Origin of the sequence: Motilibacter peucedani (assembly GCF_003634695.1) — a bacterium.
In the GTDB taxonomy this organism is placed as follows: domain Bacteria; phylum Actinomycetota; class Actinomycetes; order Motilibacterales; family Motilibacteraceae; genus Motilibacter; species Motilibacter peucedani.
Map to the genome: position 1 here is coordinate 424,120 of NZ_RBWV01000011.1, position 19,248 is coordinate 443,367.

The following is a 19,248-nucleotide window of genomic DNA, read 5'->3' on the forward strand; positions in this document are numbered from 1 at the left end:
GGCACCCTCACGGGAGCTCGACGACGACCTGCCCTCATCGTCTAGTGGCCCAGGACGCCGCCCTTTCACGGCGGTAGCGCGGGTTCGAATCCCGCTGGGGGTACGTCCCAGTCTCTGGCGTGTGAGAGACTGGGTCCTGCAAGTGCGAGTCCGTTCTGCAGCGAGGCCCCGTAGCGCAGTTGGTTAGCGCGTCGCCCTGTCACGGCGAAGGCCGCGGGTTCGAGTCCCGTCGGGGTCGCCTCCGGGAGGCCCGGCACCAGTCCCTGGTGCCGGGCCTTCGTCATGCTCGGCGCTCCTTCGTCCGGTACTCGTACCGCGAGACGTCCGCGAAGCCGGCTCTCGCGTAGCCCGCGCGGGCGACGGCGTTCGCCTCGAGCACCTGCAGCCAGACGGTGTCGCGGCCGGCGTCGCGCGCAGCCTCGGCCAGTGCCGCGAGCACGGCCGACGTGCAGCCCCTGCGCCGCGCTGCCGGCCGCACCGCGACGCAGTAGAGCCCGGCCCAGGTGGTGCCCTCGACGAGGGCGAGGCGGGCGACGGCCAGGGTGGCGCCGGCCTGCCGGACCGACGCGTAGACGGCGGGCGCACCGGTCAGGATCCGCCGGGCGACGGCCCGGGCAGCTGCGTCGCCCCGGCCGTCGACGGCCCACCAGCAGTCCATCCAGCCCTCGTCGGGGGCGTCGGCCAGGTCCACGCGGTGGGCCGGTGGCCGCAGCCCGGCCAGGAGCGTCTCGACCCCGGCTGCCTGGACGAGCGTGGGAGAGCCGGCCGCGTAGCCGCGCTCGTCGAGCAGCTGGTCGAGGACCTGGGGCTGGCTGGCGGGACCCACCTGGAAGGTGGCGGGCAGGCCGTGGCGAGCGTAGGTGGCCTCGACCTGCTCGACCGCGGCACCGGCGTCCGCGGGCGCCTTCAGCGGGAGCACGGAGTTGGCGCGCTGCGTGACGCCGGCCGAGAGGCGAAGGAGCCAGCCGTCCACCTCGACCGTCTCGAGCGCCGGCCACGCCTGCGCCGCGAGCAGGTCGAGGCGGGTCGGGCCGGTGACACTGTCGGTGGCCGGTCCTAGCGTGGGCGGCATGGCGGACATCCTCGCGGAAGACCCGGGACGACCGGCCGACCCGCTCCCGGGGCGGCCCCGGATGCCGGAGGGCTACGGCCTGCCCGGGACGACCGACGGGCTGCTCGACTGGGCGCAGGTCGAGGCGCGGCTGGTCGCCGCGACGCACTACTGGCTGGCGAGCGTGCGCCCCGACGGCCGGCCGCACGTCGTGCCGCGCTGGGGCGTGTGGGTCGACGGGCGGTTCTGGTACGACGGCGCGCCCACCACCGTCCACGCGCGCAACCTCACCGGCAACCCGGCGTGCACGCTGCACCTCGAGAGCGGCGCCGAGGCGGTCATCGTCGAGGGCACCTCGAGCCCGGCGCGCGCCGACGCCGACCCGCTGGGGGCGCGGCTGGCCGAGGCCTTCGCCAAGTACGCGGCGATGGGCTACTCGCCGGGGCCCGACTCGTGGTCGGGCGAGGACGGCGGCGGCCTGCGCGTGCTGGTGCCGCGGCGGGCGCTGGCCTGGTTCTCGTTCCCTGCCGACGCGACCCGGTTCTCGTTCCCGGGCTGAGCCCTGTCCCGGGCGGTCCGGCAGCCCGTCCCGCAGCCGCTACACTGGTGCGCGCTGCAGCCGAGCTGCGGTGTTGGGCAGGTAGCTCAGTTGGTACGAGCGTCCGCCTGAAAAGTGGAAGGTCGGCGGTTCGACCCCGCCCCTGCCCACCACACGAGGAGGCGCCTCCGGACCCCGGGGGCGCCTTCTGCGTACCCGGCTCGTCCTGTCCGCGGTTTGGCACGATGTGACTCCTTGCCAATGTGATCGGCAAGGAGTCACATCGTGCCAACGGCGGGACGCGGGCGTCAGGCGTCGAGGAAGCTGACCGGGGCCGTGCCGTCGGCGGAGGCGGCGGGGGCGTCGGCGAGGCCGAAGCGGTCGCGCAGGCGGGCGTAGAAGTCCGAGCGGCGGACGCGGACGAGCCGGGCCACGTGCGGTGAGGGCGACACCGACAGCCAGTCCCCCGGCCCGACGACCCCGCGCACCTGCCCGTCGATGCTGACGGCGACCTGCCCCGAGTGCTCGAGCACGCGCACGCCGACCGACTCCTCGGGGGCCAGGATGAGGCTGCGGTTGAAGGCCATGTGCGGGGCGACCGGCGTGAAGACCAGGGCCCGCAGCCGCGGCGAGAGCACGGGGCCGCCGGCGGCGAAGCTGTAGGCCGTCGACCCGGTCGGGCTCGCCACGATCAGCGCGTCGGCCGAGTAGGACGCGAACAGCCGGCCGTCGACGTAGACGCCCAGGCTCGCCTGCCGGTCGCGCGCGAGCTTCTCGAACACGATGTCGTTGACCGCGGCGACGTCCGTGGTGAACCCGTCGCGCGGGTCCGTGTCACCCTCGGTCGCGACCGGGGGGAGCGCCGGCCCCCGGCCGAAGCGCAGCAGCTCGTCGATGCCGCCCGGCACGTCGAGCTGCCGGGAGGCGGTCAGGCCGAGCAGCAGTCGCTCCTCGAGGAAGGTGCGGTCGTCGGCGTAGGCCTCCAGCGCCCCGCGCAGCTCGGCCGGCTCCACCTCGGTGAGGAAGCCCACGCGACCCACGTTGACGCCGAGGACGGGCACGTCGCGGGCGACGGCGACGCGTACGCCGCGCAGGAAGGTGCCGTCGCCGCCGATCGTCACGACGAGGTCGGGGTTGCCGCCGGCCTCCATCTCGCTCTTGGCGCTGCGACGGGTGGCGGCGGCGTCCCAGACGTCCATCTCGACGACGGGCACGCCGGCCTCGCGCGCCCACTCGTAGACGCGCGCCGCGGCGTCGACGGCGGCCTGCCGCCCGGTGTGCACGATGAGCCCGATCCGCCCGCAGGTCGTCATGCCCCACAGTCTCAGGCCGTGCGTCTCAGGTGCCGCGGGGCGGGGTAGGCACCGGTCCTCGAACCGATCTTGAGGAGACCCCGTGGCGAACTCGGACAGCACCCGCGACGTCGTGCAGGTGATCAAGGCGCAGCACCGCGAGATCGACGCGCTGCTCGACCAGGCCAGCGAGGAGGACAGCGACACGCTGCCCCTGCTGCAGAAGGTGGCAGCGCTGCTGATCCCGCACTCGAAGGCCGAGGAGGGCTTCGTCTACCCGGCGATCGAGGCCCGGGACCCCCAGGAGGGCGACGAGGTCAAGGACGGCGCGGCCGAGCACCACCACATCGAGGCGATGCTCCAGGAGCTGCTCACCGAGGACCCCGACGGCCCCGGCTACGACGGCAAGCTCGCGGCGATGGTCGGCGAGCTGCGCCACCACGTCGAGGAGGAGGAGAGCGAGCTGCTCCCGGCGCTCGAGGAGGGGTCCTCGGCCGAGGACCTGCGGGCCATGGGCGAGCGCTTCGCCGCTGAGACCGGCTGGTCGGGCCCGAGCGGGGAGGGCGCGAGCGGGGACGGCGGGAGCACGGACGGCGCCACCAAGGAGGAGCTCTACGAGAAGGCCAAGGAGCTCGACGTCGCGGGCCGCTCCAGCATGAGCAAGCAGGAGCTGGCCCGCGCCGTCGACGAGGCCTAGGCCTCAGACCACGCGCTCGAGGAGGCCGGTGTCGACGTCGTAGACCGCGCCGCCGACAGCGACGGAGTCGGGGACGTAGGGCGAGGACACGATGCGCTGCACGTCGCCGCGGAGAGCGCCGCGCACGTCGGGGCTCGGCCGCAGCTCGAGGCTGCGGGTGTCGATGCCGGAGGCGGCGAAGATCGCCTCGTGGACCTTGCCCTCGTCCTCGGCCGACATCCGGCAGCGGGTGTGGGGCACCACGAGGATGCGCTCGACGCCGAGCAGGTGGACGGCGAGCACGAGCGTACGCAGGACGTCCTCGGTCACCCGGGCGCCGGCGTTGCGCAGGATCTTCGCGTCACCCGGGCCGAGGCCCAGCATGGGCAGCGGCTCGATGCGCGAGTCCATGCACGTGACGACCGCGAGGCCCTTGGCCGCCTTGGCCTCGAGACCGCGCAGGGAGAAGCTGGCTGCGTAGGACGTGTTGGCCTCGAACTCGGCGGCGAACGCGTCGGGGGTGGTGTTCGGAGTGCTCACGGCCGACCAGACTAGTGAGCGGGCTCGTCGCCGCCGTCGTCGAGCCCGTGCTCGAGGGCGAAGCGCACGAGCTGGGCGCGGTTGTGCATGGCGAGCTTGCCCAGGATGCTCTGCGTGTGGTTCTGCACCGTGCGGTGCGAGAGCACCAGGCGGGCCGCGATCTGCTTGCTCGTGAGCCCCTTGGCGACCATGCGCAGGATCTCGGTCTCGCGCGGCGTCAGCGCGGTCGCGGGGGCGGCCGTGCCTTCGGCGTCGATGCGGCGGAACTCCCCGAGCACGAGCCCCGCCAGCCCGGGCGTGAACACCGGCTCCCCCGCCGCGGTCGCGCGGACGGCGTCGAGCAGCTCCTCGCGCGAGGCCGACTTGACCAGGTAGCCGGTGGCGCCGGCCTTCACCGCCTCGAGCACGTCGGTCTGCTCCCCCGAGGCCGACAGCACGAGCACGCGCACCTGTGGCCCCGCGGGGTCGGCCGCCGCGCGGGCGACCTCGACACCCGGCATGTCGGGCAGCTGCAGGTCGAGCACGAGGACCTCGGGGCGGGCGGCGGCGAGCCTGCGCAGGGCGCTGGCGCCGTCGCCCGCGGTGGCCACGACCTCGAAGCCGGCGTCGCCCAGGTCGCGGGCGACCGCCTCGCGCCAGAGCGGGTGGTCGTCGACGACCATCACCCGGACGCTCACCGGGCGGCCTTGGGCACGACGAGCTCGACCTCGGTGCCGAAGCCGGGCGCCGCCTCGATCCGCGCCGACCCGCCGAGGTCGCGCAGGCGGCCGACGATCGAGCTGCGTACGCCCATGCGTCCGGCCTGCTCGGCCTCGTCGAGCCGCCCGGGCGCGAAGCCCGGTCCGTCGTCGCGCACGCTGACCACGACCTCCTCCGCCGTCTCCTCGAGCAGCAGCCAGGCGTGGGCGCCGGGGCCGGCGTGCACGCGTACGTTGTCGAGCGCCGCGCGCACCGCCGCCTCGAGCTCGTCGGCGACGGCGGGGCACACCTGCACAGCGACCGGCGGCACAGCGACGTCGACGTCGTCGCTGGCCAGCGCCGCCAGCCGGGCGGCGAGGTCTGTGCCGGTGGCGCTCGAGGCCCCGACGACGCCCGACACCAGCCGCCGCAGCGCCCGCTCCTGGGCCTCCGCCTCCGCGGCGAGCGCCGTCAGGTCGGGGTCGTCGGCCGTCGCGGCGCGCCGGGCGGTCAGCGCGAGCACCTGCAGGACCCCGTCGTGGACCACGCGGCCGAGCCGCTCGCGCTCGGCGAGGGCCGCCTCGGCGGCGCGGGCGCTCGAGAGCTGGCGCTGGGCCTCGCGCTGGATGCTGGCGGCGTAGCCGAGGATCGAGCCGGTCACGCAGAGCAGCACCGCGTTGTGGACCGTCTGCTGGGCGAGCTCGCCGCGCTCCAGCACGCCGACGACGCCGACGGCGACCGCGGAGCCGAGCCCGCCGGCCCAGCCGAGGGCCAGCCCCCACGAGATGACGGCGGCGGCCGGCCACACGACGGGGAGCGTCTGGGCGCCGGAGACGACGCGCTCGTGGGTGTCGAGCACGCCGGTGACGGCGATGGAGCCGAGCGCGGCGGCGAGGTCGATGCCGAGCGCCGGACCGCGCCGGACCGCGTACGCCAGCGGTGCGACCGCGCTCCACGCTCCGAGGGCCGCGAGCACCAGCCACGCGCCGAGCGGGTGGGCGTAGTCGCCGTCGGCGCGCGCCAGGAGCACGACCGCGTAGACCCAGGCGACGACGCGGTAGGCGGCCACGGCCCGCCACAGCACCCGCTCGACTCCGGTCACGCCGGCAATCGTGGCAGCACGAGGCTCAGGAGTCCGTCAGGTTGAGTACCAGTGCTCATGTGCGCAGCCCGCCCCCGCGGCACGGTGGGATCGTGCCCGACCAACCTGCCTCCGCGACCGCCTCGCCCGTCCTCGACGAGCGCGCCCTCGCCACCGCCCTGCGCGACACCGCCCACTGCCCCGACTGCGGCCAGCCCCTGGACGGCCCGCGCTGCCCGCGCTGCGGCGCCGACCTCGAGGGCCAGGCCGCCCGGCAGCTGCTCTCGGTCTCGCTGCAGGCCGCCCACCTGCTCGAGTCCCGCGCCGTCCTGCGTGCGGCCCTGCACGGCGCCGCCGTCGCCGCAGCGCCTCCGGCCGCGCGACGCCCGCCCGCGGCGCGCCAGCCCGAGGCGCCGGCCGTCACCGCCCAGCAGGTGCTGCTGGCCGTCGGCGCGACGCTGCTCGCGGTCGCGGCGCTGGTCTTCACCGTCGTCGCATGGGACGGCCTGGGCATCGGCGGCCGGGCGGGCGTCCTGGTGGCGGTCACCGCACTGGCCGCCGGCGGCTCGGCCGCGGCCGTGCGCCGGGCGCTGCCGGCCACCGGTGAGTCGCTCGCCGCGCTGACCGCGGTGCTCTGCCTGCTCGACGCGTACGCCGCCCGTGCCACGGGGCTCGCCGGCCTCGACGGGGTGGCGGCCACGGCGTACTGGGCCGCCGTGCTCGGCGTGGGCGGTCTGCTCGCGCTGCTGCTCGCCGAGAGGGGCCGGCTGCTGGCTCCGCAGCTCGCCGGCGCCGCCGCAGCGGTCGTCGCCGTGCCGCTGCTCGCCGCGCAGGTCGAGGGTGTGGCGGCCACCGCGGCGCTGGTGGCCGGGGCGGCCACGCTCGGTGCGCTGGCGTCGTGGCGGACCGCGCAGCCCGTACGCCTGGTGCTCGCGCTCGGCGCGGTCGCCTGGTGGCTCGCGGGCGCCGTGGGCGCCGCCGTCACCGTCGGGGACGACGCCACCGCCCCCGCCACCGCAGCGGCGCTGGTCATGGTCGCGGCCGGCGCGCTCGCCGTCGTCGCCGGCCTGCTGACGGAGGGGTACGCAGCGGTGGCCTCGTGCGCTGCCGCCGCCGCATGCCTGCCGGTCCTCGCGGTCGCGCTCGCCGCGCGGGGGCTCGACGCCCGCGACCTGCCGCTGGTGGCGCTGGCGGCGGTCGCCGTGCTGTGCGCGCTCGCGCAGCTCCGCCTCCTGCCCACGGCAGTGCGCTCGGGTGCCTGGACCACCGTCGTGCTCGTCACCGCCGTGGCGTCGGCCGTGCCGGCCGCACTGGCCCTGACCGCGGCCGCGGTGCCGGGGCTCGACCTCGGCTCCGACGCCGGGCCTGCCGACGACGCGTCGCGGGCATGGGTGCGGGCGGCCGGCTCCGCCGACGTGCCGACCGCGGCTGCACCGCTGGCCCTGCTCGCGGCAGCCGCCGTGCTGGTCGTGGTCGCGCGTGCCGCTGCCGCGCGCCCGGCGTGGCACCGTGCGGCTCTCGCAGCAGTGACCGCCTCGGTCGCCGGCGCACTGGTGCTGGTGCCGGTCGCCGCCGGGCTGCGGACCGACGTCGCGGCGCTCTCGCTCGTCCTGGTCGGCACCGGCACGCTGGCGGTCGCGGGGCGGGGCCGCCGCCTCGAGCCCGCCCTGGCCGGCGCCTCGGTGGCGGCCGCCGGCCTGGCGTGGGCGGGCGCGGACGACGGGCTGCTGCTCGCCTGCCTCGTGCTGGTGGGCGTCGTCTCCATGGCGTGCGCGGTGACCTGGCCCGGTCAGTGGCGGCCGGTGCCCTCCGCCGCCGCGGCGCTGGCCGCCGCCTCCGCCGCGGGGTGCGCCGGTGCGACCGCCGGGCTCGGCACGGCGTGGGCGGCCGACGCGGCGCTGGCCGCCGCGGTCCTGGCGGCCCTGGCGGCGGGGTCCTGGTCGCGGAGCGAGCACGGCGTACGCACCAGCGCCCAGGCGAGCGCGGCAGCCGCCGCTGCGGTGGCGCTCGCCCTCACCGCTGCGTACGAGCCGGCGCTCTCGCTCGGCCTGACGCTCGCCGGGGCGGGGGCAGGGGTCCTGTCCTTCGAGCGCGACCACGCGCAGTCGCGGCTGCGGCTGGTCGCCGGCCTGCTGCTCGCCTCCGCCTCGTGGTCGCGGCTGCACGGCGCGGGGGTCGAGGTCGTCGAGGCCTACACGCTGCCGAGCGCGGCGGCCCTGCTCGTCGCCGGCTGGCGGACGGCACGGCGGCGACCGCTCAGCTCGTGGGCCGCCTACGGCTCCGGCCTCTCGCTCGCGCTGCTGCCGACCCTGCTGGTGGCGCTGGCCGGCACCGCCGAGGGCGCCACCCGGCCGCTGGTGCTCGCCGCGGGCGCGGCGCTGGTGACGGTGGTGGGGGCGCGTACGCGGCTGGCCGCTCCGCTCCTGATCGGTGCCGGCGTCCTGGCGGTCGACGCGCTGGCCCAGGTCGGGCCGGCCGTCGCGGCCCTCCCGCGCTGGGTGGTCGTCGGGGCCCTGGGCGCGCTGCTGGTGGCGCTGGGGACGACCTACGAGCGGCGGCTGCGCCAGGTGCGTGCGCTCACCACACGCCTGCACTCCCTGCGCTGAGGGCCGCGGCGCTCACGGAGTAGGGCGTCTCGACCACGAGCACGGCGACGTCGTCGGCCAGGTTGCCGCCGACGTGCTCGCGGACCTGGTCCATGAGGGTGTCGAGGGCGTGCTCCAGGCCGGCGGCGCCCGTGGTGGCCGGCGAGGGTGACAGCGCCGAGTCCGCGGCCGGCTCGAGCGCGAAGAACCGGCCCTGCCCGTCGCGGGCCTCGACCAGCCCGTCGGTGAAGAGCAGGAGGCGCTCACCGGCGCCGAGCTCGAAGCGCTCGGCCTTCGGCTGCACCCCCAGGCCCAGCGGCGGCGACTCCCACGAGCCGAGCGTCTCGGGCGCGCGGCCCCGGGCGAGCCGCAGCGGCTGCGGGTGGCCGCAGTTGACCAGCGTCAGCGCGCCGCCCGGCTCGAGCTCGCACAGCACCGCGGTGACGAAGTCCTCGGCGCCGAGCCGGGCCTGCAGGGTCTGCTCGATCTCGCGGGCGAGGTCCTCGAGGCTCACCCCGTCGCGCGGCGCGGCCGCGCGGAACGCCGACAGGACGGTCGCGGCGGTCTGCACCGCCGGCAGGCCCTTGCCGCGCGCGTCACCGAGCACCACGCGTACGCCGCTGGGAGTCGCGACGACGTCGTAGAGGTCACCGCCCACGAGGGCGTCGGCGCTGGCCGAGACGTAGCGCGAGGCCAGCGTCATGCCGCCGACCGCGACGGGAACCGGGTGCAGGATCGTCGCCTGCGCGACCGCGGCGACCTCGGTGACGCGGCGGATCCGCTCCTCGCGGCGCGTCCGGATCAGCGAGCTGAGCACGGCGAAGCCGGCCAGCGCCGTGCTGCCGGCCAGCCGGATCCAGCCCTGGGTCGTGAAGAGGTCGCCGATGCGGTCGCTGAGGAACGCGACCGCCCCGACCGCCGCGAGCGCGACGACGGCCGTCGGCGCCCACCACAGCACGAGCGACGCGGTCAGCGGGGCGAGCGAGAGCCAGGGCACCACGACGAGCTTGTCGCCGTAGTAGTGCTGGAGCAGGGCGAGCACGACCACGGCTGCGAGCTCGACCACCAGGACCAGCTGCGTGCGCGCGCGCCGGTCGGCCGGCAGCAGCCGCGCTAGCGCCGAGATCATCCCTGCACCCTATTGCGCACCGGCTGTCGCCCGCCCGCTCACTCCCAGTCGTCGCCCGCGTCGAGGCGCAGGTGCAGCAGGTCGGGCAGCGGGATCGACTCGCCGTCGCGACCTCCCGCCCCGACGACCAGCGGAGGGTCCGACGGCGGGACGGTGACGCCGGTGAGGCGGGCCCGCAGCCCGCCCGGGACGCTGAGGATGTAGAAGGAGCCGTCCTCCCCCACCCCGAGTGTGCGGTTGCGGCGCAGGTACCAGCCGCGCAGGCCGGTGCGGTAGCGCGCGCGGCCGTCGTCGCCGCGGGCGGTGAGCTCGGTCGTGGGGATGCCCTGCCGGGTGGCCTCGGCGGCGAACCCCCGCAGCAGCTCCGCCGCCTGTGCGGCGTCGGCCCGCCGGCGCGCCTCGGCGGCTGCGGCCAGGTCGGTGGCCGCAGCCCGGCGCTGCTCCTGCCACGCCGACTGCTCCGGGTCGCTCACGTCCTCGACGCTACCGCGCCGTCGGCGCCAGACTGGGCCCATGGCGCCGGCCGAGGTGCTCGAGGACTGCTGGGACCGCGTGCTCCAGGCCGTGGCGCCGCTCGCCCCGCGCGACTTCCTGCGCCCGACGCTCGCCGACGGCTGGTGCGTCGGCGACCTGCTGTTCCACCTGCTGCTCGACGCCCAGCGGGCGCTCGTCGCCTTCGCGACGCCGGCCGACGGGCCGCCGGACACCGACCTGGTGTCCTACTGGGCACCGTTCCGCCCTGGGGAAGGCGACGGCGGCTACGGACACGCCCGGTTCGTCCGCGTCTCGTCCTCCGCCTACGCCTCGCCCACGACGCTCGTGGAGCACCTGTCCACGACGACGCGGGCCGCGCTGCGCGCAGCGGCGGCGGCCGACCCCCAGGGCTGCCTCGAGACGCAGGGCGTGGTGCTCTCGACGGGCGACTTCGTCGCCACCCTGGTCGTCGAGGCGAGCGTGCACCACCTCGACCTGGTGGCGCACCTGCCGGAGGCCCCGGCGCCGAGCGCAGGGGGCCTCGCGCTGGTGCGGCGGGTGCTCGACGGCCTGCTCGGCTCCCCGCTCCCGACCGAGTGGTCCGACGAGGTCGCGGCGCTGAAGGGCACCGGACGAACCGCCCTGGACGCGCACGACCGGGCGCTGCTCGGGACGGACTCGGGCAAGCTGCCGCTCTTCGGCTGATCCCGCTCTTGACAACGCTGCGTCACCTCAGCAGGTTGAAGGACGCAACCCGCGGGCGCGCCGCCCGGGCGCGCTCGTGTCCGACGAGTGCGAGGAGTCCAGCAGTGACGCTAGACATTGCACCAGAGGAAGACGGCAGGGCGGGCCAGCGGCTCGTCACCCGCAGGGCCGCCCTCGTGGCCGGCCTCGGCGCCGTCACAGGGGCGGCCGCCCTGGCCGGCGCACCGGCCGCCCAGGCGCAGAGCTCCCGCGGCGGCGGCGTGACCGTCAGCTGGGAGCCGTGGGGCACCTACATGGGCCAGACCATCCGGCGCTACACGCTCGCCAACCAGCACGGCATGGCCGTGCGCCTGCTGACCTACGGCGCGACGGTGCAGTCGCTCGACGTGCCCGACAAGCACGGCGAGGTCGCCAACGTCGCGCTCGGCTTCGACAACCTGGCCGACTACGTCGCGAAGTCGCCCTACTTCGGCGCGACGATCGGGCGCTACGGCAACCGCATCCGCGCCGGGGGCTTCACGCTCGACGGCCACACCTACCCGCTGCCGCTCAACAACGGGCTCGCCACGCTGCACGGCGGCTTCGTGGGCTGGGACAAGCTGGTCTGGAGCGCGTCGACCTTCACGACCAAGCGGGGCACGGGCGTGCTCTTCAGCCTGGTGAGCCCCGACGGCGACCAGGGCTTCCCCGGCACGGTGCACGCGACGGCGTCCTACGAGCTGACCTCGCAGGACGACCTCGAGCTGCACTACACCGCCACGACGGACATGCCCACGGTCATCAACATGACCAACCACACCTACTTCAACCTGGGCGGTGAGGGCACGGGGACGATCGAGGACCACCTGCTCAAGCTGAACGCGAGCCGCTACACGCCCGTGGACGTCAACCTCATCCCGACCGGCGCGCTGCCCTCGGTGCACGGCACGCCCTTCGACTTCACGACCAAGCACCAGATCGGCGAGCGCATCGACGCCGACGACGAGCAGCTGCACCTCGCCAACGGCGGCTACGACCACAACTGGGTGCTCGACCGCTGGGACGGCACCCTCCAGCGTGCGGCCTGGCTGCGGGACCCCGACTCGGGGCGCACGATGATGGTCGAGACGACCGAGCCCGGCATCCAGTTCTACTCGGGCAACTTCCTCGACGGCAGCTTCGCCGGGACCAGCGGGCAGGTCTACCGCAAGCACGACGCCCTGACCCTGGAGACGCAGCACTTCCCCGACTCGCCCAACCAGCCCTCGTTCCCGTCGACGGTCCTGCGCCCCGGGCAGACCTACGACACGACGACGGTCTACCGCTTCAAGGCCCACTAGGCAGGCCGGTCCGCCGTCGCGGGTGACGGCCCCCAGGACCCCGGGCCGGGTGCGGCGACCCCGCACCCGGCCCGCGGCAGGTGGCGCCCTCCGCGGTGCGGCATGCTCGAGGGGTGCAGATCTCGAGCCGGCGCCCGGTCCTGGTGGCGCTCTTGGTGGCCCTCGCGGCCTGCTCCGCGCTGCTCGTGGCCGTGGCCTTCGAGGTCTTCGTGCGCACCCAGACCGGCCAGCTGGTCGAGATCGCGGCCATGGGCGGCGTCACGATCGGCCAGGGCAGCCTCGCCCCGCACGCCAGCCGCGTCCTCGACGTGGTGTCGGTGTCGATGCTGGCGGCGGCGCTGCTCGTCACCATGGCGATCGGGCTCGCCCGCGGACGCTGGCGCTCGGCGCTGTCGGCAGCGCTGCTCATCGGCGGCTCGTCGCTGACCACCGAGCTGCTTAAGAAGCACGTGCTGACGCGGCCGAACTACGGCAACGGGGTCTCGAACTCGTTCCCGAGCGGCCACACCACGGTGGCGGCGTCCGTGGCGGCGGCCGCGGTGCTCGTGGCGCCCCGGCGCCTGCGGCCCTACGTCGCGGTGCTCGGGTGCGGCTACGCGATCGCCACCGGGCTGGCGACCGTGGTCGCCGGCTGGCACCGGCCCAGCGACGTCATCGCCGCGTACGCCGTGGTGCTGGCCTGGGCGTCGGTGACCGCCGCGCTGGTGGTCGACGCCGCACCGCCGGACGCGAGCTCGCCGGCGCCCGACACGCCGCACCGGACGACCGCGCTGTTCCTCGCGAGCTCGGCCGCGCCGCTCGGCGTGCTCGCCGTCGGGCTCATCGCGATGACCGCCCGCCACGTGCCGGGCTCGTTCGGGCAGCTGCGGCAGGTGGCGGCCTACGCCGGCGGCATGGCGGCCATCGCCACGGCGGGGCTGGTGACGATGGCGGTGTGGCTGCTGGTGGTGCCGTTCGTCGACGCGGCCGGGCGCCACTCGTCGACCGGTGCCGAGCCCGCCCTCACGCTGCAGCGCTGAGACGGGCCCGGCCTCGGGCAGCGCGGTCGCTCAGAAGCCGCGGGCCAGCCGGTAGTAGGCCGAGTTCCACCGCAGCTCGTTGGCGAACTCGCGCGGCTTCGTGCCGGCGTCGATGAGCGCCAGCTCCGTGCGCGCCATCCCCGCGTAGTCCACGAGCGCCTCCACCGGCAGGGCCGACGACATCACCGTGTGGTGCGGGCCGCCGGCGAGCAGCCACGACTCGACCGAGGTCGTGAGGTCGGGCTGCGGCTTCCAGACCGCGCGGGCGACGGGCAGCTTGGGCAGCGGCTCGTCGGGGGTGACGACCTCGATCTCGTTGGCGACGAAGCGGAACCGCTCGCCGAGGTCCGAGAGGCCCACGACGAACGCCGGGCCGGGGACCGCGTCGAAGACCATGCGCACAGGGTCCTCGCGGCCGCCGATGCCGAGCGGGTGGATCTCGATGCGCGGCGTCTCAACCGCGATCGACGGGCAGACCTCGAGCATGTGGGCGCCGAGGATCTTCGGCTCGCCCGGCCCGAAGTGGTAGGTGTAGTCCTCCATGAACGAGGTGCCGCCCTCGAGGCCCTCGGCCATCGTCTTGACGATGCGCAGCAGCGCCGAGGTCTTCCAGTCGCCCTCCCCGCCGAAGCCGTAGCCGTCGCCCATGAGGCGCTGCACGGCCAGGCCGGGGAGCTGGCGCAGGCCGCCGAGGTCCTCGAAGTTGGTCGTGAAGGCGGTGAAGCCGCCGTCGGTGAGGAAGCCGCGCAGCGCGACCTCCTGGCGGGCGCCGTAGCGCAGGGAGTCGTGCCGCTCGGCGCCCTTGCGCAGCTCGGGCACCACGTCGTAGAGCTCTTCGTACTCCGCGACCAGCGAGTCGATCTCGGCGTCGGACACCGCGTCGACACGAGCCACCAGGTCGTTGACGCCGTAGGTGTTGACCGACATGCCGAAGACCCGCTGCGCCTCGACCTTGTCGGCCTCGGTGACCGCGACGTCGCGCATGTTGTCGCCGAAGCGCGCGAGCTTCAGGGTGCGGCTCTCGTGCCAGCCCCGCGCCGCGCGCGCCCAGATCGCCACCCGGCCCTGCACCGCGGGGTCGCCCGCAAAGCCGGCCACGGTCTTGCGGTGCACGCCCATGCGGGTCTCGATCGCCCCGAACTCCCGGTCGCCGTGCGCGGCCTGGTTGAGGTTCATGAAGTCCATGTCGATCTCGGACCACGGCAGCGAGGCGTTGGCCTGGGTGTGCAGGTGGAGCAGCGGCTTGCCGAGCGCGTCGAGGCCGGCGATCCACATCTTGGCCGGCGAGAAGGTGTGCATCCACGTGATGACGCCGATGCAGGTGTCGTCGGCCGTGGCGTCGAGGCAGGCGCGGCGGATCGCGTCGGCCGTCGTCAGCACCGGCTTCCAGACGATCCGCACCGGGATCTGGCCCGACTCGTCGAGCAGGCGCGCGACGTCCTGCGACTGCTCGGCGACCTGGCGCAGCGTGTCGTCGCCGTAGAGCGACTGGCTGCCGGTGAGGAACCAGACCTCGTGCAGGTGGGGGGTGGTCATGAGTGGGATGTTCCCTTCACGGTCAGCGCTGTCCGTAGACGTTCTGGTAGCGGTCGTAGAGGCGGTCGATGTCGTCCTGCGGGATGGGTACGAGCTCGCCGCCCTGGCGCGCGATGTGCACGCTGCGGGCGACGTCCTCGCACATGACGGCGGCCTTGACCGCAGCCTTCGCGTCCTTGCCGATGCTGAAGACGCCGTGGTTCTGCATGAGCACGGCCGGCGAGCGCGAGTCCTTCAGCGTCTCGACGATGCCGATGCCGATGTCGTCGTTGCCGATGAGGGCGAAGGGCCCGACCGGGATCGGGCCGCCGAACTCGTCGGCCATGGCGGTCAGCACGCACGGCACCGGCTCGGCGCGCGCGGCCCAGGCGCAGGCGTACGTCGAGTGCGTGTGCACCACGCCGCCGACCTCGGGCATGTGGCGGTAGACGTAGGCGTGCGCCGCCGTGTCGGAGCTCGGTGAGTGCTCGCCCTCGACGACCTCGCCGTCGAGCGTGCACACGATCATCGACTCGGGCGTCAGCTCGTCGTACTCGACGCCGCTGGGCTTGATGACGAAGAGGTCCGATCCCGGCACGCGGCCGGACACGTTGCCGGCGGTCCACACGACCAGCTCGTAGCGCACGAGCTGCGCGTGGAGCGCTGCGACCTGCACGCGTACGCGGTCGACCGCCTCCCGCACCGGTCCGTCGATCGTGGTCGTCATGCCTGCGCCTCCCGCTTGATCGCGCGCAGCCGGTGGAGCAGGCCGCCCAGGGCGCCGTCGTCCGGGCCGAAGGCGTCGTGGAGCCGGCGGTACTCCGCGTAGAGCGCGTCGTAGGCGGTGGCCCGCTCCTCGTCGGGCACGAAGGCCGCCTCGTCCTTGCGGCCCATGGCCTCGCTGGCGGCGTAGACGTCGGGGTAGGCCCCGGCGGCGACGGCGGCATGGATGGCGGAGCCGAGGGCCGGGCCCTGCTCGCTGGCCAGCAGCGAGAGCGGGCGGCGGGTGACGTCGGCGTAGGTCTGCATGAGGAACCGGTTCTTGAGCAGACCACCAGCGACCACGAACTCGGTCACCGGGACGCCGCTCTCCTCGAACGCCTCGATGATGCGCCGGGTGCCGAAGGCCGTCGCCTCGAGCAGCGCGCGGTAGACCTCTTCGGGGCGCGTCGCGAGCGTCGCACCGACCAGCACTCCGGAGAGCTCGTGGTCGACGAGCACCGAGCGGTTGCCCAGGTGCCAGTCGAGGGCGACGAGGCCGTGCTCGCCGACCGCCTGCTCCGCGGACAGGTTGGTGAGGTGCTCGTGGATCGAGATGCCCTGCTGCTGCGCGGCTTCGGTGTAGGACGCGGGCACGCTGGTGCGGGTGAACCACGCGAAGATGTCACCGACGCCCGACTGGCCGGCTTCGTAGCCCCAGTAGCCCGGCGTGATGCCGTCACGCACGACGCCGCACATGCCCGGCACCTCGCCGAGGGTGTCGGAGTTCATGACGTGGCAGGTGCTCGTGCCCATGATGGCGAGCATCTGGCCGGGCGAGGTCGCCTTCGCGGCGGGGGCGGTGACGTGGGCGTCGACGTTGCCGACCGCGACCGCGATGCCGGCCGGCAGGCCGGTCCAGCCCGCAGCCTGCTCGGTCAGCCCGCCGACGCGGGCACCGAGAGGTGCGAGCTCGCGGGCGACCTTGGCCTCGAAGAAGTCGCCGAACCCGGGCGCCAGCGCCTCGAGGAACTCGCGGCTCGGGTACTCGCCCTCCTGCAGCACGGCCTTGTAGCCGGCCGTGCAGACGTTGCGCACGTAGGTGCCCGACAGCTGCCAGATGATCCAGTCGGCGGCCTCGACCCAGTGCTCGGTCCGCGCGTAGACGTCGGGCGCCTCCTCGAACAGCTGCAGGCCCTTCGCGAGCTCCCACTCGCTGGAGAGCTTGCCGCCGTAGCGGGCGATCCACGGCTCCTTGCGCTCGTGCGCGAGGGCGTTGATGCGGTCGGCCTGGCCCTGAGCGGCGTGGTGCTTCCACAGCTTGACGTAGGCGTGCGGCTCGCCGCGCAGCTCGTCGAGCTCGCACAGCGGGGTGCCGTCGGCGAGCGTCGGCAGCACGGTGCAGGCCGTGAAGTCGGTGGCGATGCCGATGACGTCGGCGGGGTCGACCCCGCTGGCCGCGACCGCCGCGGGCACGGCGTTCTGGAGCACCTCGACGTAATCGCGGGGCACCTGCAGCGCCCAGTCGTGGCCGAGCCGCTCACCGCCGGGGAGCGTCTGCTCCAGCACCGCGTGGGGGTACTCGTGGACGGCGCTGCCCAGCTCCGTGCCGTCTGCGACGCGCACGACCACGGCCCTGCCCGAGAGGGTGCCGTAGTCGACGCCGACCACGACCCTGCGGTCCTCGCTCATGTTGTCCTTCCAGGTCTCTTGCTGCCGGTCCTGCCGGCCTTGCCGGTCTTCGTGGTGGAGGGGCGCAGGGAGCTGCGGCGCACGACGAGCTCCGCGGGGACCGTCACCGACTGCGGCTGCACGCCGTCGGTCAGCTGGCCGACGAGCAGCTCGATGCTGCGGCGCCCGAGCTCCTCGAAGTTCTGGCGCACAGTGGTCAGCGGTGGTCCGTAGTAGGCCGCTTCGGGCACGTCGTCGAAGCCGACCACGAGCACGTCGTCGGGCACGCGCAGGCCGGACTCCTCGAGCCCGCGCAGGACGCCCAGCGCCATGGGGTCGTTGCTCACGAACACCGCCTCGACGTCGCCGTGCTCGGCGAGCTGCCGGGCGGCCGCGTAGCCGGAGGCCGGGCTCCAGTCGCCGCGCAGCACGTCGGGCACCGGCGCCCCGGCCTCCTCGAGGGTGCGGCGCCAGCCGCGTACGCGCGCCTGCGACTCGATCCAGCTGCGCGGCCCGCTGACGTGGTGCACGGTGCGCACGCCCTGCTCGAGCAGGTGCCGGGTCGCCTGCGCGGCGCCGTCGACCTGGTCGACCGAGACGGTCGGCGGCCCGCCGTCAGCGGCCCCCTCGACGACGATGGTCGGCAGCGACGTGGACAGCTGGGCCAGCGCCGACTTGGCCTGCTCCTCGGTGGAGATGACGACGAGGCCCTCGACCGACTGCTCCTCGAGGCGCTGGAGCGCGGCGCGAAAGCTGCGCCCGTCGAGCACGCGCTCACTGGCGATGCTGAGGTAGTAGCCGGCGCGACGCGCGGCCTGCTCGACGGCGAAGATGACACTGGCGGGGCCGTAGAGCTGGGTGCCCGAGCTGATGACGCCGATCGTGTGGCTCCGGCGCGTCACCAGCGCGCGAGCGGCGATGTTGCGCCGGTAGCCGAGGTCCTGGATCGCGGCCAGCACGCGCTCGCGCGTGTGCGGTCGCACGGAGTCGGAGTCGTTGAGCACCCGCGAGACGGTCTGGTGCGACACGCCCGCCGCCGCCGCGACGTCGCCCATGGTGGCAGGGCGGGCGGCGGGAGGCATGCCGAAGAGTGTTAACGCTCACATCACCGATGTCAAGCCCCGGGCCCGAGCTGGCCGGGCACCATGTCGCTGCCCCCAGCACGGTCGCCCAGGTGCCAGGATGGCAGAGCCGCCCGGGTCCGGGCAGCACGACCGACGAACGGGGGCGTGGGTGCGAGCGGCAGCCCGGCAGTGCGCGCCTCGGCGCGCTCGCCTGGTCCCCGCGGTGGCGCTGGCCGCGCTGCTGCCGCTGTGCGCGTGCAGCCAGGCGGTACCCGTCGCGTCGTCGCACCCGGCGACGTCCGCCTCCGCCGCACCGGCCACGGCCGTCCCCCCGTCGCCGCCACCGGCAGCCCTCGACAGCGGCACGCCGGTGCCGCTCTGGCAGGAGGCGTTCTCAGCGGCACCGACGCCGGCGGCGCCCTCGACGGCGCTCCCGTCAGCACCCGCAGCGACCGCCCCGGCCGGAGCGACCGCTCCAGCCGCCGCGACCGCCACACCAGCGGCGCCCGCCGTCTCCGCCACGCCCGCGCCGCCCGTGACGTCGGCACCACCGGCCGCACCGCAGGCCCCCGCTGTGCCGGAGGGCACCGGCGTGCCGGCCGGCATGCGCACCTTCGCCGGCCTCCGCGTACCTCCCGGCCACGGGGCGTCGGTGTCCCTCACGTTCGACGACGGGCCAGCACCGGCCTACACCACCAAGGTGCTCGCGCTGCTCGCGAGCCACCGCGTCACTGCGGTGTTCTGCCTGGTCGGCACCCAGGTGGCGGCGCACCCGCAGCTCGTGCGCGCGGAGCACGCCGCCGGCCACCTGCTCTGCGACCACAGCCGCGACCACGACCTCACGATGACGACGAAGGGCGCGGCCTACGTCACGGCGGAGGTCGACGACGGAATCGCCGCCGTGCGGCGGGCGGCGCCGGGCGTACCCGTGCCCTACTACCGCCAGCCGGGCGGCGAGTGGACACCCGAGGTCTTGTCCGCCGCGTCGGCGGCCGGGCTGCGGCCGTTGCGCTGGAGCGTCGACCCGCGGGACTGGTCACGGCCGGGCGAGCGGGCCATCGCTAGCCGCGTGCTGGAGCAGCTGCGTCCCGGCGGCGTCGTGCTGATGCACGACGGCGGTGGCGACCGCTCGGAGACCGTGGCGGTGCTCACCTGGCTGCTCGACGCGCTGCCCCAGGCGGGGTGGCACTTCACCCTGCCGGCGGCCTGAGG

General features: G+C 75.1%; 18 protein-coding genes and 3 tRNA genes. 10 read left to right on the plus strand and 11 right to left on the minus strand.

From position 1 onward, the window contains the following. Positions 1 to 30: 30 nt before the first annotated feature. Positions 31 to 103: transfer RNA gene (locus CLV35_RS10320), tRNA-Glu, on the plus strand. Positions 104 to 164: 61 nt separating this feature from the next. Then, positions 165 to 238 (plus strand) — tRNA-Asp (locus CLV35_RS10325). A 42-nt stretch (positions 239 to 280) separates the two neighbouring features. Here CLV35_RS10325 and CLV35_RS10330 read toward each other — a convergent pair. Beyond that, positions 281 to 1,072 (minus strand): GNAT family N-acetyltransferase, encoded by a 792-nt coding sequence (locus tag CLV35_RS10330; protein WP_121193365.1) that lies wholly within the window; start codon positions 1,070 to 1,072, stop codon positions 281 to 283. Here CLV35_RS10330 and CLV35_RS10335 point away from each other — a divergent pair. Next, positions 1,071 to 1,610: a pyridoxamine 5'-phosphate oxidase family protein gene (locus tag CLV35_RS10335; protein ID WP_121193529.1), complete on the plus strand. Its 540-nt coding sequence runs from the start codon at positions 1,071 to 1,073 to the stop codon at positions 1,608 to 1,610. The two genes, CLV35_RS10330 and CLV35_RS10335, sit on opposite strands and share 2 nt — an antisense overlap. A gap of 75 nt (positions 1,611 to 1,685) precedes the next feature. Further along, a tRNA-Phe gene (locus CLV35_RS10340) sits at positions 1,686 to 1,762 on the plus strand. A gap of 135 nt (positions 1,763 to 1,897) precedes the next feature. Here CLV35_RS10340 and CLV35_RS10345 read toward each other — a convergent pair. Next, positions 1,898 to 2,902, minus strand: coding sequence for an NAD(+)/NADH kinase (locus CLV35_RS10345; RefSeq protein WP_121193366.1), 1,005 nt, complete (start codon positions 2,900 to 2,902; stop codon positions 1,898 to 1,900). A gap of 82 nt (positions 2,903 to 2,984) precedes the next feature. Between CLV35_RS10345 and CLV35_RS10350 the strand changes: the two genes are divergently transcribed. After that, a complete protein-coding gene (locus CLV35_RS10350; protein ID WP_121193367.1) occupies positions 2,985 to 3,578 on the plus strand; it encodes a hemerythrin domain-containing protein in 594 nt (197 codons plus the stop codon). Between the two features lie 3 nt (positions 3,579 to 3,581). On the opposite strand, the gene CLV35_RS10355 is transcribed toward CLV35_RS10350, so the two are convergent. From CLV35_RS10355 to macS, 3 genes are read right to left on the minus strand one after another with little or no spacing between them, the layout of a single operon-like run. Then, complete coding sequence (locus CLV35_RS10355) at positions 3,582 to 4,097, minus strand: beta-class carbonic anhydrase (RefSeq protein WP_231121691.1); 516 nt, start codon at positions 4,095 to 4,097, stop codon at positions 3,582 to 3,584. 11 nt (positions 4,098 to 4,108) lie between these two features. Continuing rightward, positions 4,109 to 4,759, minus strand: coding sequence for a response regulator (locus CLV35_RS10360; protein ID WP_121193531.1), 651 nt, complete (start codon positions 4,757 to 4,759; stop codon positions 4,109 to 4,111). Between the two features lie 11 nt (positions 4,760 to 4,770). Beyond that, positions 4,771 to 5,877, minus strand: coding sequence for a MacS family sensor histidine kinase (macS, locus tag CLV35_RS10365; RefSeq protein WP_183061910.1), 1,107 nt, complete (start codon positions 5,875 to 5,877; stop codon positions 4,771 to 4,773). 92 nt (positions 5,878 to 5,969) lie between these two features. On the opposite strand from macS, the gene CLV35_RS10370 reads away from it, so the two are divergent. Next, entirely contained in the window at positions 5,970 to 8,462 is a 2,493-nt protein-coding gene (locus CLV35_RS10370; RefSeq protein ID WP_147431935.1) for a zinc ribbon domain-containing protein, read from the plus strand. On the opposite strand, the gene CLV35_RS10375 is transcribed toward CLV35_RS10370, so the two are convergent. Together CLV35_RS10375 and CLV35_RS10380 are read right to left on the minus strand one after the other, a co-directional pair. Further along, positions 8,434 to 9,570, minus strand: a complete 1,137-nt coding sequence (locus tag CLV35_RS10375; protein WP_121193370.1) for a PP2C family protein-serine/threonine phosphatase — start codon at positions 9,568 to 9,570, stop codon at positions 8,434 to 8,436. The two genes, CLV35_RS10370 and CLV35_RS10375, sit on opposite strands and share 29 nt — an antisense overlap. 38 nt (positions 9,571 to 9,608) lie before the next feature. Continuing rightward, on the minus strand, positions 9,609 to 10,043 hold the full coding sequence (locus tag CLV35_RS10380; RefSeq protein WP_121193371.1) for a hypothetical protein: 435 nt from the start codon (positions 10,041 to 10,043) through the stop codon (positions 9,609 to 9,611). 40 nt (positions 10,044 to 10,083) lie between these two features. Here CLV35_RS10380 and CLV35_RS10385 point away from each other — a divergent pair, with 40 nt between their 5' ends. The 3 genes from CLV35_RS10385 (at position 10,084) to CLV35_RS10395 (ending at position 13,087) form a co-directional block, all read left to right on the plus strand. Continuing rightward, complete coding sequence (locus CLV35_RS10385; protein ID WP_121193372.1) at positions 10,084 to 10,749, plus strand: maleylpyruvate isomerase N-terminal domain-containing protein; 666 nt, start codon at positions 10,084 to 10,086, stop codon at positions 10,747 to 10,749. A 104-nt stretch (positions 10,750 to 10,853) separates the two neighbouring features. Then, positions 10,854 to 12,068 (plus strand): aldose epimerase family protein, encoded by a 1,215-nt coding sequence (locus CLV35_RS10390; protein ID WP_231121693.1) that lies wholly within the window; start codon positions 10,854 to 10,856, stop codon positions 12,066 to 12,068. Between the two features lie 113 nt (positions 12,069 to 12,181). After that, positions 12,182 to 13,087: a phosphatase PAP2 family protein gene (locus tag CLV35_RS10395; protein ID WP_121193373.1), complete on the plus strand. Its 906-nt coding sequence runs from the start codon at positions 12,182 to 12,184 to the stop codon at positions 13,085 to 13,087. 30 nt (positions 13,088 to 13,117) lie between these two features. On the opposite strand, the gene araA is transcribed toward CLV35_RS10395, so the two are convergent. The 4 genes from araA to CLV35_RS10415 are packed head-to-tail and all read right to left on the minus strand — an operon-like array spanning position 13,118 to position 18,054. Continuing rightward, entirely contained in the window at positions 13,118 to 14,623 is a 1,506-nt protein-coding gene (araA, locus tag CLV35_RS10400) for an L-arabinose isomerase (protein WP_121193374.1), read from the minus strand. Positions 14,624 to 14,645: 22 nt separating this feature from the next. Further along, complete coding sequence (locus CLV35_RS10405; protein ID WP_121193375.1) at positions 14,646 to 15,329, minus strand: L-ribulose-5-phosphate 4-epimerase; 684 nt, start codon at positions 15,327 to 15,329, stop codon at positions 14,646 to 14,648. Continuing rightward, positions 15,326 to 16,993 (minus strand): ribulokinase, encoded by a 1,668-nt coding sequence (gene araB / locus CLV35_RS10410; protein WP_121193376.1) that lies wholly within the window; start codon positions 16,991 to 16,993, stop codon positions 15,326 to 15,328. Before araB ends, CLV35_RS10405 begins: the two co-directional genes overlap by 4 nt. Beyond that, positions 16,990 to 18,054, minus strand: coding sequence for a LacI family DNA-binding transcriptional regulator (locus CLV35_RS10415; RefSeq protein ID WP_231121694.1), 1,065 nt, complete (start codon positions 18,052 to 18,054; stop codon positions 16,990 to 16,992). Before CLV35_RS10415 ends, araB begins: the two co-directional genes overlap by 4 nt. A gap of 205 nt (positions 18,055 to 18,259) precedes the next feature. On the opposite strand from CLV35_RS10415, the gene CLV35_RS10420 reads away from it, so the two are divergent. After that, positions 18,260 to 19,246 carry a polysaccharide deacetylase family protein gene (locus CLV35_RS10420; RefSeq protein ID WP_121193378.1) on the plus strand — a complete coding sequence of 329 codons (987 nt, stop codon included), beginning with the start codon at positions 18,260 to 18,262 and terminating at the stop codon, positions 19,244 to 19,246. Positions 19,247 to 19,248: the final 2 nt, after the last annotated feature.